Here is a 21,492-nt window from a genome sequence, read left to right on the forward strand (position 1 = left end):
ACCAAGATCGATCCAACCCGACTGATCCATTGACATCGTTGTCACTAACTCCTACACAGGCCCCTACTCGCTGACGGCATCGGCCGGTCAGACGGACCAAAGGACTGAATGTGGCTGCGATTTCGCGTTCCGCTTACGCCTCTGCCTCGCCCGATGTCCCCGTTGCCACCAGCTTCGTCGCTGCCGATGTCGGTGGCACGCATGTGCGTGTCGGGCACATGCTGCAGACGCGCGATGCAGCCATCGAGCTTTCGCATTACCGCACCTATCGCTGCGCCGAACACGCCAGTCTCCAGGCCATCCTCGAGGACTTCCTGCAACAGCGGCGCCGCGTCGATGCGGTGGTCATCGCCAGTGCCGGCGTAGCGCTGGACGATGGCAGCTTCATCAGCAACAACCTGCCCTGGACGATTTCGCCCAACCGCATCGGTACCGCACTGGCGGTGCGCAACGTGCACCTGGTCAACGATTTCGAGGCGGTGGCCTACGCAGCGCCGCAGATGGAACAACGCGCCGTGCTGCAGCTGAGCGGACCCACGCCGCGCCATGCGCGCGCCAACGGGCCGATTTTGGTGGTCGGCCCCGGCACCGGTCTGGGTGCAGCACTGTGGATCGATGCCAAGCCACGCGCAATCGTGCTGGCTACCGAAGCCGGCCAGGTCGCGCTGGCCAGCACCCACCCGCACGAATACGCCTTGCTGCAACGCCTGTTGCGTGGCCGGCACTATCTGCCGCTCGAGCACGTGCTTTCCGGCCCGGGCTTACTGCATCTCTACGACGCGGTGTGCGAGCTGCATGACGCAACGCCGCTCCATCGCCTGCCCGCCGCCGTGACGCACGCAGCGCTGCACGAAAACGATGCGCTTGCGCGCGAGTGCCTGCAAATTTTTTGCGGCCTGCTGGGGAGCGCGGTCGGCGACATGGCACTGGCCTACGGCGCTGCCGGTGGCATCTATCTGGCCGGGGGCTTCCTGCCGACGATCGGCCAGTTCCTGGCTGGCAGCACATTCGCCGAGCGCTTCCTGGACAAGGGAAACATGCGCGCGGTGCTCGAACGCATCCCGGTCAAATTGGTCGAGCACGGGCAACTGGGCGTGCTCGGCGCGGCCAACTGGTATCTGCAACACCACACCGAGCTGTCGTAAGCGATCTACCACGCGTTCCACCCCGAGCGCGCGTCTGCAAGACCCCGCATCCGGCGAGCGGCAGCCCGCCGTCCATCCCTGTGCGTGATGAGGAGAGACATCATGAAATACAGCACCACCCTGCTGTCCAGCGCCATTGCACTATCGCTGGCATTCGCTGCGCAAGCCCAGGACGGCGCTGGCACGCAAGCCACCGACCTGGATGCCGTCCAGGTGGTCGGCATCCGCGCCAGCCTGGAAAAATCGCTCGATACCAAACGCAACAACGCCGGCGTCTCCGAGACGATCACCGCCGAAGACATCGGTAAATTCCCAAGCACCAACGTGGCCGAAGCGCTCTCGCAGATTCCCGGCGTCACCCTGGACCGGCGCTTCGGGCAAGGCGAGCGCGTGAGTATCGACGGCACCGACCCCAGCCTCAATCTGTCGTTCCTGGACGGGCATCCGGTTGCGCAGGCGATCTGGCTCTATGGCGAACAGCCCAGCCGCGGGTTCGATTACACCCTGCTGGCCCCGCAGATCCTGGGCCGTGCGGAAATTCTCAAATCCTCCGAAGCGCGCCTGACCGAAGGCAGCCTGGGCGGCACGGTGCTGATGCACACGCGGCAGCCGCTAGATCTGAAGGCCAACGAAGTGGCTGCGTCCATCGGCTACAGCTACAGCGACCAGGCCAGCCAGGGCAAACCCAACGCGGCACTGCTCTACAGCTGGAAGAACGCGGCGCAGACCTTCGGCATTGCGGTGTCGGCGCAGCACTACGAAGAACGCGTCGACCGCCGCGGCATGGAAGTGTTCGGCTACGTACCGGCCAGCACCTTCGCCAATGCCGCAGGCAGCGTGCCTGCCGATGCGGATGTACCCAACTCGATCAACGCAGCCTGGTTCCAGCAGGATCGCGAGCGCGACAGCGCCGTGGTCAACCTGCAACTCAAGCCCAGCGAGGCGCTGGAGTTCAATCTGAGCGGCCTGTACATCAATGAGAACTTCGACAACTACAACCAGTCGATGTACAGCTTTTTGACCTGGAATGCCGGCACCGTGGCGGCGGTGGACCAACTTGGCGGCGTCCGTAACGGCGTGGTCACCAGTGGCCACTCCAGCGCCAATGCGATCCCGCTCGGCGGCACGGTGATCTACGACAACAACGTGCGCGAATCGGAGGTGACCACCAAAGGACTGGACCTGCGCGGCGCCTTCCGCGGCGAGGGTTGGGGCTTGAACGGACAGGTGGGCCAGAGCAAGTCCGAGAACAACGATCTCTCGCAATACTTCATCGAGCCGTTCTACAACGGCGGCTTCAGCTGGGACACCCGCCGCGGCATCCGCTTCGACGATCCGGCAGCGGCACGTAATCCCGCCAACTGGGGTTCGGCCGGCGGCTGGTTCGGCAACAACGGCATCTTCTCTACCGAAAGCAAGGACACCTACGGCCAGCTGGATTTCAATCTGCAGTTCGATGGCGTGTTCAATCAACTGCTGTTGGGCGTGCGCCACGGCAAGCATGACGAGCGCTTCGAGCTCAATGTCTATGGTGGTGTCACCCCCGGCACCCTGGCCGACGTGGGCACGATCGGGCTCACCGATCTGCAGGGGTTCTATCCCGATCACGGCCGACATATACAGGCAGGTCGCAACAACGTGCTGAACTGGATCCGCAACAGCCCGGTCGATTACAGCGCGCCGGATCCGGCCAGCTACCTCAACAACAGCTGGGCGCTGGAGCAGACCAACAATGCGGCCTACGCGCAGCTGAATTTTTCCGGCGGCGGTCTGCGCGGCAATCTCGGCGTGCGCTACGTGGATTCCAAGACCGAAGGCAGTGGCTTCGTCTACAGCGGCACGCCCTCCCTCGCCGAGGCCGGCAGCCTGTGGCAGACCCGCACCCGCAAGGAAGACTTTCTGCTGCCTTCGCTGACGCTGTCGTACGACACCAGCGACGACTGGGTATTCCGCTTCGCTGCGGCCAAGGTCATCGCCTGGGCACCGTACAACCAGATGGTCAACAACACCTTCCTCAACGACACCACCTTGACCGGCAGCGGCGGCAATGCAGACCTGTCGCCGTATGAATCCTGGAACTTCAATCTCTCTGCCGAATATTATTTCGCGCAGCAAGCGGTGGTGGCGTGGTCGGTGTTCTACAAGAAGATCGACAACTACATCGACACCAGCGCCAGCGTGGAGCGCCAGTACAACGCACTGCGCGACACTGCGCCGCAGAGCTGGGCGCAATTGCTCGGCAGCAACGGCTGTACCGCCGATGGCTATTGCGACTACAGCATCCAGCGGCCGCGCAACGCCGGCGATGGCAAGGTCAAGGGCTTCAACATCTCCTTCCAGCAACCGTTCGGCGACAGCGGCTTCGGCCTGACCGCCAACTACACCTATGCCGCCGGCGAAAACAACACCGGCGATGCCCTGCCCTACCAATCGCGCAACAGCCTCGCCTTCAGCCCCTACTACGAAAAAGGCCCACTCAATGCCCGGCTGACCTACAACTGGCGCGACAGCTATCTGGCCGGCGGTTATGTGGCCGGTGCGGCACCGGCAAGCGTGGACGATTACGCCGAACTCGGCGCCAGTATCGGCTATGCCTTCAGCCCGAACTGGTCGCTGCAGGTCGATGCGCAGAACCTGCTGGACGAGCAATACCTGCAGTATCTGGGCGACAAGGACCACCTGGCCGGACGCTACAAGAGCGGACGCCGCTACATGGCCAGCCTGCACCTGAAGTTCTAGCGCAGCTAGCAACGACTGCGCTCACCGCCAGGCGGGCGCGGTCGGTGCTCGTAGCCGGGCGTACCGCTTGTACGCCCCGGCTTCGAGCGCACCGTCTGCGCCGATCTGCCGACTGCTCGCGACGATATACGGGCCGTTCTCAGCATCGGAGGCGCACGCCGCGTGCCTTATAAAGACGCACGCGGCTTTGTTCGGATACATGCCCGACCGAAGGCTCAACTGCGCAGTGCAGCGACCCGTTGCGACAGTTTCTTCGCCGAAACGCCGGATTTGGCACCCAGCTCCTGCGCAAAGACCGACACGCGCAGTTCTTCCAGATCCCAACGCAGCGCCTGCCACTCTTGGCGGTCTTGCAAACCGTGCGCAGCGGCGGCTTCCACTGCATCCACGAACGGTTTGAGCTCGAGCATGCGCGCCTGGTCGCGCGCAGGATCGCGCTTTGCGCGCTCGGTACGCAGGATCATCGCCCTGAGGTAGCGCGGATAATTGGCCAATGCATCGGCCGGCGTGTCGCGCAGGAAGCCTGCATGCACCAGCGCGCGCAGTTGCTGCTCCATGTCGTCCAGGTTGCCGCGTGCCCAGCCCATCAACGGCGCCTCCAGCAGTGGCTTGAGTTCGGCCACGGCGCCCAGGATGCTTTCGGCCAACTTCAAACGCTCCATCGCTTCGCCGAACAGCCGCTTGCCCGCATCGTCGCGGCGCTGCGCAAATGCGCCGGGGTCGCGAATGGCGCCCAGGCCATCGGCCAGCACGGCATTGAGCGCCGCATCGACCAGATCGCCACGCAGGCGTTCCTGCGATTCGATCGCCGCATACAGCAGACCGGTCTTGGGCGATACCGGCAGTTGCTTGCGCGCCTGCTTGATCTTGTCGGCCAATGCGATTTCCAGCAAGCGCCGCACGCCGCGCGGATGCGCCCATGTAGCCTCGTTGCGGTCTGCAAAGATACGCAGCGCCGCATTGTCGCCTTGATCCACCAGCGCCGGGTATGCCGGCACGCCGGCCTCGCCGGCCACCTGTTCGGGAATCGGCGCACTCGGAAAGTCGCGCAGGCCTTCGGCGGCCAGCGCGCGCCCGGCCCGTGCGGCGAATGCCTGCCCCGCGCGCTCGCCGAAGCGCGCACGCAGCCCGTCCAGATCGCGCGACTCGGCCAGCACCTTGCCGTCGTCATCGCGCAGGCGCAGGTTCATCAGCAAATGCGTGTCCAGCGCCTGCTCATCGAAATCCAGCGCTGCCACTTGCGTCCCGGTGGCCTTGGTCAGAAAGCGCGCCAGTTCGCCGCGGATATCGTCGGCCGAGGCAATGCTAAATGCCTCGTAAAACGCACGTCCGAAATCCGGTGCCGGCACATAGTTGCGGCGTTGCGCCTTGGGCAGGCTACGAATCAACGCAGACGCCTTGTCGGCGACGAAGCCCGGCGCCAGCCACGACAGGCGCGCCGGATCCAGCGCATTGAGCAGGTGCAACGGCACCTCCAGCGTCACGCCGTCGTCGATGGCCCCCGGCTCGAAGCGGTAATGCAACGGCAAGCGCGCATCGCCGATTGGGAAATATTTCGGAAAGCGATCGGCTTCGCTGCCTTCGCCCGGCAGCAGATCGTTCAACGACCAATGCAGGCTGCGGCGCTTGTCCGGCGGCAAGGTCTTCCACCACGCATCCAGACCGCTGGCCGAATGCAGCTCGGCCGGAATGCGATCCAGATACCAGCGCGCCTGCCAGCCTTCGTCGGCAACGATACCGGCACGACGCAGCTTGGCCTCTTCTTCGCGCGCCTGCTCGAGCACCTTGAGATTGTCGGCCACGAATGCGGCCCGCGTATTGATTTCGCCCGTCACCAGGCCTTGGCGCACGAACAGGTCATGCGCTGCGGCCGGATCGATCTTGCCGAAGTGCACGGGCTTTTTCGGCGCCAGCACCAGCCCGAACAGGCTGATCTGTTCCGAAGCGACCACCTGCCCCTGCGCACGCGACCAGTGCGCATCGAAATGCTTGCGCGCCAGCAGATGCGGCAGCTCGGCAATCGCCCAATCCGGCTCGATCGCGGCATTGGTCATGCCCCACACTTTCTGCGTGTCCAGCAGCGTGGCCGCCAGAATCCACGGCGGCGGTTTGCGCGCCAATGCGGAACCCGGAAACGGCACGAAGCGGCGTTGCCGCGCGGCCAGATAATCGCCTTTTTCGGTGCGATGACCGATCTGCGTCGGCAGGCCCGCCAGCAGCGCGCGATGCAGCGCCTGATACGCCGCCGCACGCTCGCGCTCGGTGGTTCGCGCCGAGGCTTCGGCAGCCTCGGCCTGCTTGTTCGTCGCTGCAGGTGCAGGTTGCGCAGGTGCTGCATTCGGATCCGGCTTGCCTTCGCGCGCCAGCCGCGCAGCACGGTGCAGTTGGCCACGCGTGGGCCGGTTGACGTTGTGGCCGTCCTCGCGGGCGGGCGCGCTGGCACCGGCCAACAACGGCGCCAGCATCACATTGGCCGGCTCTTCGCTCCAACCCAGTTCTTCGCACAGCAACCGCAGCTGCCGGTGCAGCTCGCGCCACTCGCGCATGCGCAGGAAACCGAGGAAATGCCGGTTGCACCAGTCGCGCAGCTTGGATTGGGTGAGATCTTCATGCACCTGCCGGTACGCATCCCACAAGCGCAGGATGCCGACGAATTCAGAGCGCGCGTCGGCAAACAGCGCATGCGCGTTATCGGCGGCCTCGCGCGCTTCCGGCGGGCGCTCGCGCGGATCCTGGATGCCCAGGAATGCGGCGATGATGATCATCTCGCGCAGGCACCCATGTTGCTGCGCGGCCACCAGCATGCGCGCCAGCTTGACGTCCACTGGCAGGCGCGCCATCTGGCGCCCGGTGGCGGTCAGACGCCGCTGCGCATCGATGGCGCCCAGCTCCAGCAGCTGTTGCCATCCATCGGCCACCGCACGTTCGTCAGGTGCCTCCAGGAACGGGAAGTCTTCGATCCTGCCCAGCCCCAACTGCAGCATGCGCAAGATCACCCCGGACAACGAGGAACGTCGGATTTCCGGATCGGTGAACGCCGGACGCGCGGCAAAGTCCGCTTCGGCATACAGCCGGTAGCAGATACCCTCTGCAATGCGCCCGCAACGGCCCATGCGCTGGTTGGCGCTGGCCTGCGAGATCGGCTCGATATGCAGCCGGTCCAGCTTCTGGCGCGGGCTGTAGCGCTTGACGCGGGCAAGCCCCGGATCCACCACATAGCGGATGCGCGGCACCGTCAGCGAGGTCTCGGCCACGTTGGTGGCCAGTACCAGGCGCCGGCGCGGGCCCGGGTTGAACACACGGTCCTGATCGGCCGCCGACAGCCGCGCGTACAGCGGCACCACTTCGGTTTCGCGGTATTTGCGCCGTTCCAGCGACTGGTGCGCATCGCGAATCTCGCGCTCGCCCGGCAGGAACATCAGCACATCGCCGCGCGGGTCGATGCGGGTGATTTCGTCGATGGCCGCCACGATCGCATCGTTGACACTGCGCTCGCCGTCGCGGCCGCTGCCGTGTTCGCCGTCGTCGCTGTCGCCCGTATCGCCTTCCAGCGGGCGATAACGCACCTCGACTGGGAAGGTGCGGCCTTCCACGCTGATCACCGGCGCGTTGTCGAAATGCTGGGCAAAGCGCTCGGTATCGATGGTGGCCGAGGTGACGATCAACTTGAGGTCGGAGCGCTTGCGCAGCAACTGCTTGAGATAGCCGAGCAGGAAATCGATGTTGAGGCTGCGCTCGTGCGCCTCGTCCACGATGATGGTGTCGTAGGACGACAGCCAACGATCGCTGGCGATTTCCGCCAGCAGGATGCCGTCGGTCATGAACTTGATGCGCGACTGATCGCTGACGCGATCGGTGAAGCGCACCTGGAAGCCCACCGTCGTGCCCAATGGCGTCTTCAGCTCGTCGGCCACGCGCGCGGCCACTGCACGCGCGGCGATCCGGCGTGGTTGGGTGCAGCCGATCATCCCGGCGGCTCCGCGTCCGGCCGCCAGGCACAGCTTGGGCAGCTGGGTGGTCTTGCCCGAGCCGGTTTCGCCGGCGATGACCACCACCTGATGGTCGCGGATCAGCGCGATGATGCGCTCGGCCTCGCGTGCGATCGGCAACTGGTCGTCCAGCGTGATGGCCGGCTGCTGCTCGGCCCGCGCCTGGCGTTGCGCCTGCGATGCCGCCAGCGCCTGCTCGAACGCATCGCGCACCTGCGGGTTGCCCGGCTTGCCCTGCCAGCGCGACCATAGGCCCAGCAAGCGGCCACGGTCGCGGCTCATCGCACCATCCACGGCACGGCGGCGCTCACGCAAGGTGTCGGCAAGGGTGGAGTCGATAGCGCTCATTGATGGAAAAATGTGAAAAATTGAATGACGTTTGATCCTTTAGCCTGTCTATTGTGACGCCATATCAGTTCCCCAAGACATCCACCCTGCAAGGACCATCCCATGTCCAAGAAAAAAAACGCCAATAAGCCCGTCGTCGTCAGTGAGGCCCTGCCGGTCGCTGCTGCGTCGGCACCGCATATCGATATCGGGATCAAGGACAGCGATCGCAAGCAGATCTCCGACGGTCTGGCCCGCTACATGGCTGACGCCTTCACCTTGTATCTGAAGACCCACAACTTCCACTGGAACGTCACCGGGTCGATGTTCAACTCGCTGCACACCATGTTCGAAACCCAGTACACCGAGCAGTGGGCGGCGCTGGACGAGGTGGCCGAGCGCATCCGCGCCCTTGGCTACAACGCGCCGGGCTCGTACCGCGAATTCGTCGCGTTGACCTCGATCCCGGAAGAGCCGGGCCTGAGCGACAGCGCCGACTGGCGTGAAATGGTGCGTCAGCTGGTCAGCGGCAACGAAGCCGTCTGCCGCACCGCACGCAAGGTGCTGGGCACCGCCGACGACGCCGGCGACGACCCGACCGTAGACCTGCTGACCCAGCGTCTGCAGACCCACGAAAAGTACGCCTGGATGCTGCGCTCGCTGCTGCAGTAAACCCTCTGGGCTTCGCCCCTTCGGGTTTGAGCCCCTCTCCCGCCGGGAGAGGGGTTGGGGTGAGGGTACGGTGCGAAGCCCACGTCATCCCAACCGCATAAGGCTTCAGTGCGTCCCCTGCGCGCCGACATACAGCACATCGCGGCAATCTCCGATCTGCCATTGCGCGCAGCTGCTCCCATGCCATCCGGCCAGGGCTTGACCCGCACGGTATCCTAGGTCGATGTCTTCCCCCGCTCACGAACTGCTCAGCCGCGTCTTCGGCTACGACGACTTCCGCGGCCCGCAGCAGGCCATTGTCGAACACGTCGCTGCCGGCAACGATGCCCTGGTCCTGATGCCCACCGGTGGCGGCAAGTCGCTGTGCTACCAGGTGCCGGCGCTGCTACGCGACGGCATCGGCATCGTGGTCTCGCCGCTGATCGCGCTGATGCAGGATCAGGTCGAGGCCCTGCGCCAGCTCGGCGTACGCGCCGAGTTCCTCAATTCCACCCTGGATGCAGAAAACGCCCAGCGCGTGGAACGCGCCCTGTTGTCCGGCGACCTGGATCTGCTCTACGTTGCGCCCGAGCGCTTGCTGACCCAGCGCTTCCTCTCGTTGCTGGAACGTAGCCGCATTGCGCTGTTCGCCATCGACGAAGCCCATTGCGTCTCGCAATGGGGCCACGATTTCCGCCCGGAATACCGCCAGCTCACCGTGCTGCACGAGCGCTGGCCGCATATTCCGCGCATGGCGCTGACGGCCACCGCCGACCCGCCGACCCAGCGCGAAATCGCAGAGCGCCTGGATCTGGTGGACGCGCGCCACTTCGTCAGTTCCTTCGACCGCCCCAACATCCGCTACACGGTGGTGCAGAAGGACAACGCGCGCAAACAGCTGCAGGAATTCCTGGGCCGTCATCGTGGCTCGGCCGGCATCGTGTATGCGATGTCGCGGCGCAAGGTGGAAGAAACCGCGCAGCAACTGTGCGCGCAAGGCTTCAATGCACTGCCCTATCACGCTGGCCTGCCGGCAGAGGTGCGTGCAGAAAACCAGCGCCGCTTCCTGCGCGAGGACGGCATCATCATGGCCGCCACGATCGCTTTCGGCATGGGCATCGACAAGCCGGACGTGCGCTTTGTGGCGCACGTGGATCTGCCCAAATCGCTGGAGGGCTATTACCAGGAAACCGGACGCGCCGGCCGCGACGGCGACCCCGCCGACGCCTGGCTGTGTTACGGCCTGGGCGATGTGGTGCTGCTCAAGCAGATGATCGAGCAAGGCGAAGCCGCCGAAGAGCGCAAGCGTCTGGAGCGCGCCAAGCTCGACCACCTGCTGGGCTATTGCGAATCCATGCAATGCCGCCGCCAGGTGCTGCTGGCCGGCTTCGGCGAGACCTATCCCAAACCCTGCGGCAACTGCGACAACTGCCTGACCCCGGCCGCCGCCTGGGACGCCACGGTGGCCTCGCAGAAGGCGCTCAGTTGCGTGTATCGCAGCGGGCAGCGCTTTGGCGTGGGCCATCTGATCGACATCCTGCGTGGTAGCGAAAACGAACGTATCAAACAGCTGGGCCACGACCAGCTGAGCACCTACGGCATCGGCCGCGACCTGGACGAACGCACCTGGCGCGGCGTATTTCGCCAGCTGGTGGCCGCCAGCCTGCTGGAGGTGGATAGCGAAGGTCATGGCGGCCTACGCCTCACCGATGCCAGCCGCCAGGTGCTCAAGGGCGAGCGCCAGGTCATGATGCGCCGCGAAAACCCGGCTGCCGGGCGCGAGCGCAGCGCGCAGCGCACCGGCCTGCCGGTGCAGCCGCAGGATCTGGCGCTGTTCAACGCCTTGCGTGGCCTGCGCGCGGATCTGGCCAAGGAACAGAACGTGCCGGCTTTCGTGATCTTCCACGACAGCACCTTGCGCAACATCGCCGAACAACGGCCAACCAGCATCGATGCGCTGTCGCGGGTGGGCGGCATCGGCGGCGGCAAGCTGGCGCGTTATGGCGCGCAATTGATCGAGATCGTGCGCGAACAGGGCTGATGCAGCAGCATGTGTCAACACAACACCGCAGACGGCACAAAAATCCGCAGGATCGACAGCGCGCATTCAATCAGCCGTTGCTAGTTTCACAAAGCGAGCCGGCACGCGCCGCCAGCCCCTCTTCGTAGAGTCCAACCGATGAAACGCAGCCTGCTTGTTCTGGTCACTCTGTTTGCCACCGGCAGCGTCGCCGCTGGAAGTGCGTTGGCCCAAGCCAGCGACGGCAATCCCGAAACGGCGAGCGCACGTTCGCTGGACCTGAGCATTCCGCAAGCCCCGGTGCAGCTCCGCTCCGACCCGGAATACAGCAACGACCCGCCGGGCACCTTCTACGGCGACAAGAGCGGCCCCAAGCCGGCGCTAGCCCGGCCAAGTGCCGCTTCCATCGCTGCCGAGCGCGCCGAGCAATGCCAGGGCAAGCTGCATGGTGCTGTCGAAACCGGCCTGGGCTACTCCAGCCGCGGCGGCAACAGCAACTGGCAGGCGGTGAATTTGAATTCCTGCAAGACCTATTATGACGACGACGGTAAGGCGCACCAGATTGGCGTCAGCATCAGCGTCGGACGTGGTGAGGGCTCCATTTTTGGCCCGCGTTATGCACCCGGCGGCTATGGTCCGGGCCCGTTCGGCTGGTAACCATACGGCGAGGTGTGCGTTGACAGAGGGTTCACTGCCGCATCGCTGAGAATGTGGCCTGCCTTACGAGACCAGCTCATGCCACAGAACAAGGAACGGCCGGTTGTCTTCGTTGTCGAAGACGGCGACGGAACCCGACAGCTCAGCTGCCTTGTGCTGGAGAGCTATGGGTTCACCTGCCGTAGCGCCGGCTCGGTCGAAGAAGCTTTGGCCTTGATCGAAAGCGACCCGCGGGTGGACGTGCTGTTTTCCGATATCCATTTCCCGGGCGGCTTGACCGGTGTGGATCTGGCGCTCAAGACTGCACATGCGCCGTACAACCTGCCGGTGCTGCTGACTTCGGGCCTGGCGGTCGAATACGTGGAAGAGATCCTGCCCGACGGCGTGGCCTTTCTGGAAAAGCCGTATACCCCTGAGCAACTGCTCAGTGCGATCCGCAGCGTGATGGCCAAGCACCGCGTGCTGGCCACCCCGGTCGCGTAAACACGAGCGGCCGCGACTGGACGGCCGCCCACAATCCCGGTATTAAATGCCAGCCCTCGCGCGATGCGGCGACAACGGGGATCGACCACACCACGGTAGTACCACAGACGCGGCGTAACGCCCGGCTGGCCGTACCGTGTCCTACGCCAGGGGAAAACATGAGACATCTAGTGACCGCAGCCATTGCCATGGTTGCGCTAAGCGGTTGCGCCACGGTCATGAACGACGCGACCCAGCCAATTCGCATCGACACCAAGACGGCCGATGGGCAACTGGTTTCCGGCGCCGACTGCGCCATCAGCAACGACAAGGGCCGCGTCACGGTGAAGTCCGGCCAGACCGCACAAGTGCATCGTTCCGCGCGCGATCTGGAGGTGACCTGTGTGCTGCCCGGCCAACGTGATGCCGCCGGCCGTTCCATCTCGCGCGCCAACATGGGCATTTGGGGCAACATTCTGATCGGCGGGGCGATTGGCGCCATCGTCGATCACAGCAAGGGCACCGGCTATACCTACCCGAGCTGGATCCAGTTGGTGTTCGGGCAGACGCTGAGCTTCGACCGCCATCGTGAAGACCGGGGCCAACCGTTGCAGGGCGAGAACGCGCACGGTGTGGTGGTTGCAGGCAATCCCAGTTCAGGCAACTCCGCGCACGGGTCGGCGGTCACCCTGCCATTGGCGAGCGAACCGGCAGCCGCCGAGCAGGCAGACGTTGCGGCAGCGTCTGCCAGTGTCGGGGGCAACGCTGGGCCTGCAAGCCCGGCGATGTCGACCGCGTCGGCGGCAAGTCGCGCCCAGGGCATCAGCAATGGCCTGCAATGCGGCACCGTGCAGGCCACCAGCGCCACGCGCTTCAGCGCGGTCTGCAGCAGCGGCAATACGGTGCAGATCGATTGTTCCGGCTTCCGCTGCACCTCTACGTTTCAGTGATGCAGTGAGCTGGGCTGTGGGCACAAGCCCACGGTCATGCGCAGATCGTCGCGACGGCTGTCGGGTACGCCCCGACAGCGTGTCGGCTCGCTCCCGATTTACGTGATAGATGTCGCATTTAAACTGCAGCTACCGGACGCGAGGCCTGTTGGGCCGCTCAACTCGCGGGGCGCAGAGCACGCCCCTGCCGGGACACGGATGAAAAGGCGCGACAGAACGGCCGAGCCTTCCCTGCGATCTGCGCGTGCGTTCGTCCGTGCAGTCGCTTAGCACCAAAGAATTGGCGCCAGGTTCGATGCCTGGAAGACCTGCCCCGTCCTGCGATTGACCGCAGCTCTACCGTCGTTGCGATTGCGCATCACTTTCATGGCACTCAATCAGCGCGGCATGCCGATGAGCGCATCATTGCGCAAGCGCCTGCTTGGCCACCCGCTCATGCACCGGGCCATCCTTTCCCGAATCACGCTGCACAGGCACGCTCCCACACGTGCCAGGTGGCTGATTGATTGCTGCATGGATCGATGCAAGGCAACGCCAGCTTCCGCGCCAATTACGTCGATGCGCTGATCATCGAATGCGGCGGAACCATGCGCCCGCTTCTGCGGCAAGCCATGCATTTCACGCGATCAAGCAGGCCGCTCGCTAGGCTAACGTCATCGCAGCGCTGTGCTGCGCAAGACTGTCAGGAGTTCCGCATGGGCGACAATTCGTTTTTATCTCCGGCCTTCATCATCCTGGTCATCGGTGTGATTGCCGTTGTGCTGTTTCTGGTCACGCGTGCCAAGAAAAAGCGCAACAAGAAATAATCGCTGCATGCGCTGCTGGCCGTGACTGAGCACGCTTGCACACAGCGCGACGTGATTCCAGCGGCTGCAGCCGCATACTCCGTGCTGCAGTCAGAACCGCTCACCTGCCGGCAGGTAGCGCCATTCACCGATCGCCAGCTTGCCCAGCGACACCCGGCCCACGCGCAGGCGGCGAATGCTCACGACCTCCAGGCCCACTTCGCCGCACATGTAGCGCAATTGGCCTGGCTGCACGTGCTTGATCGCAAACCGCAGGCGGTCTTCGTTTTGCCAGCTCACCTTGCAGGGCGACAGACTGCGCTGCTGATAGACCAAGCCATGCGCCAGCCGCGCCATGCCGTAAGGGCGCAATTCACCGCGCACTTCGACCAGAAATTCCTGCTCGATCGCGCTGGCGTCAGCGCTCAACCGGCGCAGCACGCGGCCATCCTGGCTCAGGATCAGCAGGCCGCTTGCGGCGTCTTCCAGCGGCAGCGGTGCGTGCAAGCGTAGGAAGTGCCGTTTCAGCACACGTACTTCCGCCTGATCCAGTGCGCTGCGCGTTGCCGGCGTGGCCAGCGCCAGCGCGGCATCGACGCAGATGCCTGCCGGCTTGTGCAGCAACAAGGTGGCGGGCTCGGCAGGCGCCAGTACCGCATTTTCGGCCAGGGTAACCTGCGCCGCGGTAGCCAGCGTCTGCGGTTCTTCGACCACCACGCCGTCCACGCTGACCCACCCACCCTCGATGTACTGCTGGGCCTCGCCACGCGAGCAGCCGAACGCGGCAGCTACACATTTATCGAGACGGATCGGATCGGACATCGGGCGAGCTCAGCATCAGGGGACGGCAGTGTACGTGCTGGCTGCTCGCCCGCGTGAGTCGTTGCACGGCAACGATGGAGCGTTGCCCAATGCATTGGACGGTGCGCCTGCGCAAGTTGCGCATTACCCGCCACCAACGCAACGGCAAACGCCGTGTGCACGCAGGCACCGGCAAACGCTTCTGCACCGCACGACAACGTGGGAAACTCGAAGCTCACACAGGAGATCGCAGATGTTTATCCAGTTCGGCACCGCCCGGGTCCGCCTCAACCATATCTCTGTCATCAGCGACCCATTCAATGCTGGCGAAAGCTTCGGGTCGTACTGCCACTCGGTTCGGGTCGGGCTGATCTCCGGCGAAGAAGTCTTTGCGCGCTTCAACAGCGAGAGTGGCGCCAAGCAACTGCACGCAGACGTGGTCGCTGCGCTGGAAGCCTGAGCAAAGAGTGATCGCCATCGCATCGCGCCGCTGCGCACGCGATGGCTCACGCTGCAGCACGCGGTGCTTACTGGCATGCATGCTGCGGCGCGGCAATCCGCTCGGCATACAGCGTGGCACACCTCCAATGAGGTAGCGCGCACGACCTATCCGCTCACGGGCTCGCGGCAGATCGTTGCCCAGCGTTCGATGCAGCACTGGCCCTGCATGCAATCCGGTGACCGGTCATACGCGTCTGTCGGTCAGCGCACATGTCGGCAAAACGTCGGAAAATCGCTGCATTCCTGGCACGCTTCGATCCGGCCAGAAACATCCGAATTCGCGCCCTGGGGCACCCATGTCAGGACACGGGAAACTGCTGTCAGGAAACTTCCGATCTGTAATGAATCAGCGGTAAGTATTTTCGATCGACGGTCTTTAGCTCCCTCAAATCCGGCCGCTAGCTGGGCAAGACGCTTGAGTCGATGCACCCCGCATCCACCGAGCTGCTCAGCTGTACTACCTGGAAGCGGTCATGAATGACTTTCTGCAACGCCTCAATGTCGGCCGTCGCCTCGGAATGGCCTTCGGCATCTTAATTCTGCTGTCGGGCCTGCTGGTGGCGACCGGCCTGATCACCATGTCCAATGCGCGTTATGAGCTGGACACCATCGTCAACAACAACATGGAAAGGATCCGGCTGTCCTCCGATATGCTCGACGCCAACACCAACGTGGCGATCGGCTTGCGCGACGTGGTGATGGTGTCCGGCGATGCGGCCAACCGGCGCGCGCTGCACATCATCGAAAAGAGTCGTGCGCGCTACAAGCAAGCCCACGATGCCTTGGCTGCGATGCCAAGCAGCGAACTCGAGAAAAGCGCGCTCGCACTGGTGCAGGAAAAGCGCGACGTCTCGGTCAAGTTCAACAACCAGATTCTCGACTACGGCATGCGAGACCAGAATCAGCAAGCGCAGGCCTTGTTGCAAGGCGCTGCCGCTGCGGCGATGGACGAGCAACAAGCCGCAATTGCTGCAAATGCGGCCTTGGAGCGCCGCCTCAGCAAAGACGCATACGCGGCAGCGGTTGCATCGATGCACAACGGCAAGATCATCCTGGCCAGCGGCGGTATCGCTGCGCTGGTGATCAGTGCGCTGCTCGCATGGTTGATCACGCGCAGCCTCACCACGCCGTTGAGCCAGGCCACGCGCACTGCCGAAGCCATCGCCGCAGGCAATCTGCGCAACGATGTGCACACCACCGCAACGGATGAAACCGGTCGCCTGTTGCAGGCCATGGACAAGATGCAACTGCAGCTGCGCAACCTCATCGCGGCGCAGACCGACATGGCCAAGCATCACGACAACGGCCAGATCAGCTTCCGCATCGACGCAACCGTGTTCCCGGGCGACTACGGCCGCATGGCCAACGACACCAACGCGTTGGTGGCCTCGCACGTGGCCGTGCAAAACGATCTGGCGCGCATCATGGGGCGCTATGCCATCGGCGAACTCTCCGAAGACATGCAGCCCCTGCCGGGCGAAAAAGCCGCCTTCAGCAACACCATGTCGCAGGTCAAGCTCAACCTGTCGGCGATGAATCACCAAATCAGGCACCTTGCACAGGCGGCTGCCAATGGCGACTTCAGCGCCCGTGGCGATGTCGAACGCTTCCAGTTCGATTTCCGCATCATGGTGGAGAGCCTGAACCAATTGATGTCCACCGCGGACGGAAATCTGCAATCGCTGTCGGCACTGCTGCAGTCGATCGCAGCGGGCGACCTCACCGCACGCATGAGCGGCGACTTCCGCGGCGTGTTCGCACAGATGCGCGATGACGCCAACGCGACGGCGAGCCAGCTGGCGCAGATCGTCGGCAACATCCAGCAGTCGGCCGTGTCGATCAACGCGGCTGCCAGCGAGATCGCCGCGGGCAATCAGGATCTGTCGCAGCGGACCGAGCAGCAGGCCGCCAACCTGGAAGAGACCGCCGCTTCGATGGAAGAGCTGACCTCTACCGTCAAGCAGAATGCCGAGAGTGCGCGCCAGGCCAATCAACTGGCGATCGGCGCCGCGCGCGTGGCCTCGGAGGGGGGCAATGTGGTCGGCAAGGTCGTAGACACGATGAGTGGTATCGAAGCCTCGTCCAAGAAGATCGCCGACATCATCTCCGTCATCGACGGCATTGCCTTCCAGACCAACATCCTGGCGCTGAACGCCGCAGTGGAAGCTGCCCGGGCAGGCGAGCAGGGCCGTGGTTTTGCGGTTGTCGCCTCGGAAGTGCGCACGCTGGCGCAACGCTCCTCCGGCGCAGCCAAGGAAATCAAGGACCTGATCGACGATTCCGTCCAACGCGTGGCCGAAGGCTCGGCACTGGTGCACAGCGCCGGCAAGACCATGGGCGAGGTTGTGGCCAGCGTCCAGCGCGTCACCGACATCATGGGCGAAATTTCGGCGGCCTCGCAGGAGCAATCTGCCGGCATCGAACAGGTCAATCACACCATCACGCACATGGACGAGACCACGCAACAGAATGCGGCGCTGGTGGAAGAAGCCACTGCCGCGGCGCGCTCCATGGAAGAACAAGCCGTGCACCTCACCGACGCGGTCGCCATCTTCAAGATCGATGCACGGCACGCGCGCCGCGCAGACACCCGCGCTACCGCGCCGGTCGCGCATCTGTTGGACAAGGTACGCCACGCCTGAGTGGCGTGGCCCGCTGGCTGCCCTGCAGAGGCGCAGCTGGCCTGAGCGCACCGAAGCCGTTGCCGGCGGCAATCGCAACACGCCACTGACCTCGTCCCAAGCGCGCCCTGAGAGGCGCGCCTGGATCTTGCAACGGCGCCGTCCACATCCCAGGGACACCATCCACGGCAATGCCGCCTGTTCGCTGCCAACGAAACGGCCCAAACACCGCGAAGTGGCGCGCAATCGCAGCATCAGCGACGATCCGGTGGCCCTGGCCTGGCGGTGTACGGCAGCAGATCACGATGGATCGGGATACCCAGCTCCGATGTGTCGCAAGTCATGCGCAATGACTGCATCACACCGTCCAGCCAGAGCGATCAGCGCAGCGCCGCGTGCTCGGGTAGCAGCAACAGCACACACAGCAGCAGCATGAAGACCGCGATCAGTCCATCCAGTCTCCGCCACGCACGCGGATGCCGGAACACCGGCTGCAACAAGCGGGCCCCATAGCCCAGGCCAGAGAACCAGCTCACGCTGGCGATACACGCACCCAGTGGAAATGCCCAGCGCAACGCGCCGGGGTAATGCGTGGCCAGGCTGCCGAGCAAGAGCATCGTATCGAGATAGACGTGCGGGTTGAGGAAGGTAAACCCCAGGCAGGTGAGCATGGCGCGTTGCCAGCGGTCTTCGCCGTGTTCTGCCGGCGACATCGCGCCATCTCCGCGCCAGGCACGGCAGGCGGCCATCCACCCATACACCGCCAGAAATGCGGCGCCCGCGTAGCGCAACAGCTGCAGCAGGCCCGCGTATTGCTGCGCCAACGCGCCGATTCCAGCGACGCCGAGCAGGATCAGCGCGATATCGCCAAGTGCACAGATCGTCACCACCAATCCCACGTGCTGGCGCTTGAGCCCTTGCCGCAGCACGAACGCATTCTGCGCGCCGATCGCGACGATGAGACCGGCACCGGCAAGAAAACCGGCCACTGTTGCTTGAACGATCATGGTGGTGTCTCCGAGGCAGGCGCGCATCGTGTGCCCTTCCATCGAATTAGGAAAACTAAATAATCTGTATGCTGATTAGCATTTCTAATGCGGGTGAACGCATGGATCTTCTGCATCCGCAATTGGCCGCCTTCGCAGCCGTGCTGGACGAAGGCAGCTTCGACGCCGCCGCGCAGCGTCTTGCACTGACGCCCTCGGCGATCTCGCAACGCATCAAGGCGCTCGAAGACCGACTCGGGCAGGTACTGGTCATGCGCACGGCGCCTTGCCGGCCCACGCCGGCCGGCGAACGGCTGCTGCGCCGGCTCAAGCCCATGCAGGTCCTCGAAGCCGAAGCGATCGCCGACTTGCTGCCTGGCGATGGCATCGCCGGGCATCCACGTACCCTCGCCATCGCGGTCAATGACGACTCGTTGCAGACCTGGTTCCTGCAGGCGCTGTCTTCGCTGTACCAGGCGCACGGCTTCTTGTTCGATGTGCAGATGGACGACCAGGACCACACCCTGGAGTTGCTGCGCGCTGGCAGCGTGCTGGGCGCAGTCACCTCCGAGCGCGCGCCACTGCAGGGTTGCAATGTCCAGGCGTTGGGCGTGATGCGTTACCACGCGATCGCATCGGCGGCGTTCGTCGCTGCGCATTTCCAGGGTGGCTTCACTGCCGACGCGCTGGGAAAGGCGCCGATGCTGGTGTTCAATCGCAAGGACACCTTGCAGGCGCGTTTCGTCAGGCGGATCACGCGTAGCCCGCTGAGCCCGCCCACGCATTACCTGCCCACCTCCACCGGTTTTGTCGAAGCCGCTGCACGCGGGCTGGGCTGGTGCCTGGCGCCCGAAGCGATGGTGCTGCCTGCGGTGCGCAACAAGCAGGTCGTCATCGTCGACCCCACCCGCTGGCTCGATGTTCCGCTGTACTGGCAGTACGCCGCTGTGCGCTCGAACGTGTTGCAGCAACTCAACCAGGCACTGCGCGAGGCCGCTGCCACCAGCTTGCGTGGCAGCAGATAGACACCACGGCCACCGTTCTCACCGCCTGCCCGTCGCCGGGCTGCCATGCATCTGCATACGCTGCGAATTCCGCACCCATCGCCACATTGGCTGCACCTGCCACGCTAGCCGGGTAATCGCTGCGCATGCACGCGCAAGTACCGATCCCAGTCACTGTCCGAACCGGTTGAATGCCTGCGGTGCCATGCACGCCGGAGCATTGCGGCGGTCGGCGATATCGAACTTCTCAGCGCCCCCATGTCGTTCAACTGCAACAAGACCCGCGCTGATCACTCGGCGCTGCGCTGCTGCAACAGCGATAGCGCATGTTTTAGATCACGAAAATGGAAGGGTTTCTGCAGGCCATGCCGGTGCCGGTACTTTTCGGGAATCCCACCCTGCGCATAGCCGGTCACGAAGATATACGGAACACCGCGCGCATCCAGTTCTTCCGCAATGGGAAACGACAAGGTGCCGCCAAGATTGATATCCAGCAGTGCCAGGTCGAGGTTGCCTGCCTGCACCGCTTGCAACGCAGCGTCCACGTCGGCCACGGTTGCCACCACCTCGTAGCCCAGTTCCGCCAGGCAATCCTCCAAGAGCATCGCCACCAACGATTCGTCTTCGACCAAAAGTACGCGCATGGTCATGGCCGTGCCTCGGCATGCTCGGGCGGCAACGGGATGGAAACGCGGAAGCACACGCCAGCCGGATCGAAGGACAGCTCAACGTCGCCCTTGAGGTCGTGCTTCAAGCCACGCTCTAGAAGACGCGTGCCGAACCCCTTGCGCGTGGGTGGCTGCACGGGCGGCCCCCCGGTTTCCCGCCAGATCAATTCAAGCAGTTCCTGCTCGCCACGCGTGCTGCGCTCCCACGAAACCAGCACATTGCCAGCTGGCAAGGATAAGGCGCCGTGCTTGAGCGCGTTGGTGCACAGCTCATGCAGCGCCATCGACAGCGCCAATGCCCGCCGCGGATCAAGCCGACAGGAATCACCCTGCAACGTGAAGCGCTGGCTGTCGTGCGACTCATACAGCGCGGCAGCGTCGCGGGTCAGTTCCAGGATGTCGGCGCTGACCCAGTTTTCGCGCGTCAGCGTGTCGTGTGCCCGCGACAGCGCCAGCAAGCGCGCGTCGAGCTTTTCCTGTGCGTCGGCCAGGCCACCGGCGTTGGTGAACGACTGCCGCGCCAACGATTGCACCATCACCAACGAGTTCTTGACCCGGTGGTTGAGCTCGTTGATCAACAGCTGCAGATGCTGCTCATGCTGCTTGTGTTCGGTGATGTCGCGCGTGGCGCCGGCGATCGCCTCGACTTTGCCGTCGGGTCCGAACACCGGGGTAAAGATGTAGTCGTAGATGCGCAGGCCCTTGGTCGTATGCGGGAATGGCACTTCGCCGCGCACTAGCTGGCCTGTTGCGATTACCTGTTCGATCTCTTCATCGTGCATGGCCGCATGCCAGGGCTCGTAGCCCAGTTCCAGGCAGGTTTTGCCGCAGGCGTCTTCCCAGCGCATGCCCCACATCGTCAACAACGCCTGATTGGCGTAGACGAAGCGATGCTGGATATCGAACACATACAAAAGATCCGGTGTTGCCTGTAGCAGGGCCTCGTAAATGCGCGATTTCGCTGCGTCTTCCTGATGCTCGGCCATTGCGTCATGGTTCCAAAATTGAAGCGAACGATAAATGGACTTACGTGAACGCCTGATCATGCGTATTTGACGTCGGATCCAGCTCAACGAAAACGCGCGCCGTCGCCGGACAAAGCGGTTGCGATCGACCAATACCGCAAGCGCATTCCACTGTTTCGTGCCTGCACCGGCCAACCCCGCGCCAACCGGAGCCGGATCGA

At 64.1% G+C, this 21,492-nt stretch carries 16 protein-coding genes; 11 read left to right on the forward strand and 5 right to left on the reverse strand.

Annotation, left to right across the window (positions count from 1 at the left end; genetic code table 11):
• The first annotated feature begins 110 nt into the window (after positions 1-110).
• Both ACCQ07_RS15410 and ACCQ07_RS15415 read left to right on the forward strand, forming a co-directional pair.
• Positions 111-1,145, forward strand: coding sequence for a glucokinase family protein (locus tag ACCQ07_RS15410; protein WP_014090793.1), 1,035 nt, complete (start codon positions 111-113; stop codon positions 1,143-1,145).
• Positions 1,146-1,247: 102 nt separating this feature from the next.
• A complete protein-coding gene (locus tag ACCQ07_RS15415; protein WP_372363433.1) occupies positions 1,248-3,884 on the forward strand; it encodes a TonB-dependent receptor in 2,637 nt (878 codons plus the stop codon).
• A gap of 215 nt (positions 3,885-4,099) precedes the next feature.
• Here ACCQ07_RS15415 and hrpA read toward each other — a convergent pair whose 3' ends face one another.
• Positions 4,100-8,221: an ATP-dependent RNA helicase HrpA gene (hrpA, locus tag ACCQ07_RS15420; protein WP_071118512.1), complete on the reverse strand. Its 4,122-nt coding sequence runs from the start codon at positions 8,219-8,221 to the stop codon at positions 4,100-4,102.
• Positions 8,222-8,323: 102 nt separating this feature from the next.
• Between hrpA and ACCQ07_RS15425 the strand changes: the two genes are divergently transcribed.
• The 6 genes from ACCQ07_RS15425 (at position 8,324) to ACCQ07_RS15450 (ending at position 13,746) form a co-directional block, all read left to right on the forward strand.
• Positions 8,324-8,872, forward strand: a complete 549-nt coding sequence (locus ACCQ07_RS15425) for a Dps family protein (protein ID WP_031423751.1) — start codon at positions 8,324-8,326, stop codon at positions 8,870-8,872.
• A 223-nt stretch (positions 8,873-9,095) separates the two neighbouring features.
• Positions 9,096-10,892, forward strand: coding sequence for a DNA helicase RecQ (gene recQ / locus ACCQ07_RS15430; protein WP_071118513.1), 1,797 nt, complete (start codon positions 9,096-9,098; stop codon positions 10,890-10,892).
• A 138-nt stretch (positions 10,893-11,030) separates the two neighbouring features.
• On the forward strand, positions 11,031-11,528 hold the full coding sequence (locus tag ACCQ07_RS15435) for a hypothetical protein (RefSeq protein ID WP_008578046.1): 498 nt from the start codon (positions 11,031-11,033) through the stop codon (positions 11,526-11,528).
• 78 nt (positions 11,529-11,606) lie between these two features.
• Positions 11,607-12,011 (forward strand): response regulator, encoded by a 405-nt coding sequence (locus tag ACCQ07_RS15440; RefSeq protein WP_008578047.1) that lies wholly within the window; start codon positions 11,607-11,609, stop codon positions 12,009-12,011.
• Positions 12,012-12,229: 218 nt separating this feature from the next.
• Entirely contained in the window at positions 12,230-12,940 is a 711-nt protein-coding gene (locus ACCQ07_RS15445; protein ID WP_256127329.1) for a hypothetical protein, read from the forward strand.
• 521 nt (positions 12,941-13,461) lie between these two features.
• The gene (locus ACCQ07_RS15450; protein ID WP_372364181.1) at positions 13,462-13,746 is read left to right on the forward strand and encodes a hypothetical protein; all 285 of its coding nucleotides are present in this window, start codon (positions 13,462-13,464) and stop codon (positions 13,744-13,746) included.
• 90 nt (positions 13,747-13,836) lie between these two features.
• Here the strand turns inward: ACCQ07_RS15450 and ACCQ07_RS15455 are convergent, their stop codons facing one another.
• Complete coding sequence (locus ACCQ07_RS15455) at positions 13,837-14,547, reverse strand: rRNA pseudouridine synthase (protein WP_218490241.1); 711 nt, start codon at positions 14,545-14,547, stop codon at positions 13,837-13,839.
• Positions 14,548-14,779: 232 nt separating this feature from the next.
• Here ACCQ07_RS15455 and ACCQ07_RS15460 point away from each other — a divergent pair, with 232 nt between their 5' ends.
• Both ACCQ07_RS15460 and ACCQ07_RS15465 read left to right on the forward strand, forming a co-directional pair.
• Positions 14,780-14,986, forward strand: a complete 207-nt coding sequence (locus ACCQ07_RS15460) for a hypothetical protein (RefSeq protein WP_008578051.1) — start codon at positions 14,780-14,782, stop codon at positions 14,984-14,986.
• A 514-nt stretch (positions 14,987-15,500) separates the two neighbouring features.
• Positions 15,501-17,669 carry a methyl-accepting chemotaxis protein gene (locus ACCQ07_RS15465; RefSeq protein WP_372363434.1) on the forward strand — a complete coding sequence of 723 codons (2,169 nt, stop codon included), beginning with the start codon at positions 15,501-15,503 and terminating at the stop codon, positions 17,667-17,669.
• Positions 17,670-18,028: 359 nt separating this feature from the next.
• Here ACCQ07_RS15465 and ACCQ07_RS15470 read toward each other — a convergent pair whose 3' ends face one another.
• Positions 18,029-18,655, reverse strand: coding sequence for a LysE/ArgO family amino acid transporter (locus ACCQ07_RS15470; RefSeq protein ID WP_372164178.1), 627 nt, complete (start codon positions 18,653-18,655; stop codon positions 18,029-18,031).
• 101 nt (positions 18,656-18,756) lie between these two features.
• Between ACCQ07_RS15470 and ACCQ07_RS15475 the strand changes: the two genes are divergently transcribed.
• The gene (locus tag ACCQ07_RS15475) at positions 18,757-19,659 is read left to right on the forward strand and encodes a LysR family transcriptional regulator ArgP (protein WP_338334214.1); all 903 of its coding nucleotides are present in this window, start codon (positions 18,757-18,759) and stop codon (positions 19,657-19,659) included.
• Between the two features lie 269 nt (positions 19,660-19,928).
• Here the strand turns inward: ACCQ07_RS15475 and ACCQ07_RS15480 are convergent, their stop codons facing one another.
• A complete protein-coding gene (locus ACCQ07_RS15480; protein ID WP_008578055.1) occupies positions 19,929-20,288 on the reverse strand; it encodes a response regulator in 360 nt (119 codons plus the stop codon).
• On the reverse strand, positions 20,285-21,292 hold the full coding sequence (locus tag ACCQ07_RS15485; RefSeq protein WP_218555609.1) for a sensor histidine kinase: 1,008 nt from the start codon (positions 21,290-21,292) through the stop codon (positions 20,285-20,287). Before ACCQ07_RS15485 ends, ACCQ07_RS15480 begins: the two co-directional genes overlap by 4 nt.
• Positions 21,293-21,492: the final 200 nt, after the last annotated feature.

Origin of the sequence: Xanthomonas sp. NCPPB 3583 (assembly GCF_041475715.2) — a bacterium.
GTDB lineage: Bacteria > Pseudomonadota > Gammaproteobacteria > Xanthomonadales > Xanthomonadaceae > Xanthomonas > Xanthomonas euvesicatoria.

Bases quoted from the DNA above. Each gene is read 5' to 3' on its own strand.
- ACCQ07_RS15425 (WP_031423751.1), top strand. From the start codon at position 8,324: ATGTCCAAGAAAAAAAACGCCAATAAGCCCGTCGTCGTCAGTGAGGCC.
- ACCQ07_RS15470 (WP_372164178.1), bottom strand. From the start codon at position 18,655: ATGATCGTTCAAGCAACAGTGGCCGGTTTTCTTGCCGGTGCCGGTCTC.
- ACCQ07_RS15450 (WP_372364181.1), top strand. From the start codon at position 13,462: ATGCAAGGCAACGCCAGCTTCCGCGCCAATTACGTCGATGCGCTGATC.
- recQ (WP_071118513.1), top strand. From the start codon at position 9,096: ATGTCTTCCCCCGCTCACGAACTGCTCAGCCGCGTCTTCGGCTACGAC.
- ACCQ07_RS15445 (WP_256127329.1), top strand. From the start codon at position 12,230: ATGAACGACGCGACCCAGCCAATTCGCATCGACACCAAGACGGCCGAT.
- ACCQ07_RS15485 (WP_218555609.1), bottom strand. From the start codon at position 21,292: ATGGCCGAGCATCAGGAAGACGCAGCGAAATCGCGCATTTACGAGGCC.
- ACCQ07_RS15480 (WP_008578055.1), bottom strand. From the start codon at position 20,288: ATGACCATGCGCGTACTTTTGGTCGAAGACGAATCGTTGGTGGCGATG.
- ACCQ07_RS15475 (WP_338334214.1), top strand. From the start codon at position 18,757: ATGGATCTTCTGCATCCGCAATTGGCCGCCTTCGCAGCCGTGCTGGAC.
- ACCQ07_RS15465 (WP_372363434.1), top strand. From the start codon at position 15,501: ATGAATGACTTTCTGCAACGCCTCAATGTCGGCCGTCGCCTCGGAATG.
- ACCQ07_RS15455 (WP_218490241.1), bottom strand. From the start codon at position 14,547: ATGTCCGATCCGATCCGTCTCGATAAATGTGTAGCTGCCGCGTTCGGC.
- ACCQ07_RS15435 (WP_008578046.1), top strand. From the start codon at position 11,031: ATGAAACGCAGCCTGCTTGTTCTGGTCACTCTGTTTGCCACCGGCAGC.
- ACCQ07_RS15440 (WP_008578047.1), top strand. From the start codon at position 11,607: ATGCCACAGAACAAGGAACGGCCGGTTGTCTTCGTTGTCGAAGACGGC.
- ACCQ07_RS15460 (WP_008578051.1), top strand. From the start codon at position 14,780: ATGTTTATCCAGTTCGGCACCGCCCGGGTCCGCCTCAACCATATCTCT.
- ACCQ07_RS15415 (WP_372363433.1), top strand. From the start codon at position 1,248: ATGAAATACAGCACCACCCTGCTGTCCAGCGCCATTGCACTATCGCTG.
- hrpA (WP_071118512.1), bottom strand. From the start codon at position 8,221: ATGAGCGCTATCGACTCCACCCTTGCCGACACCTTGCGTGAGCGCCGC.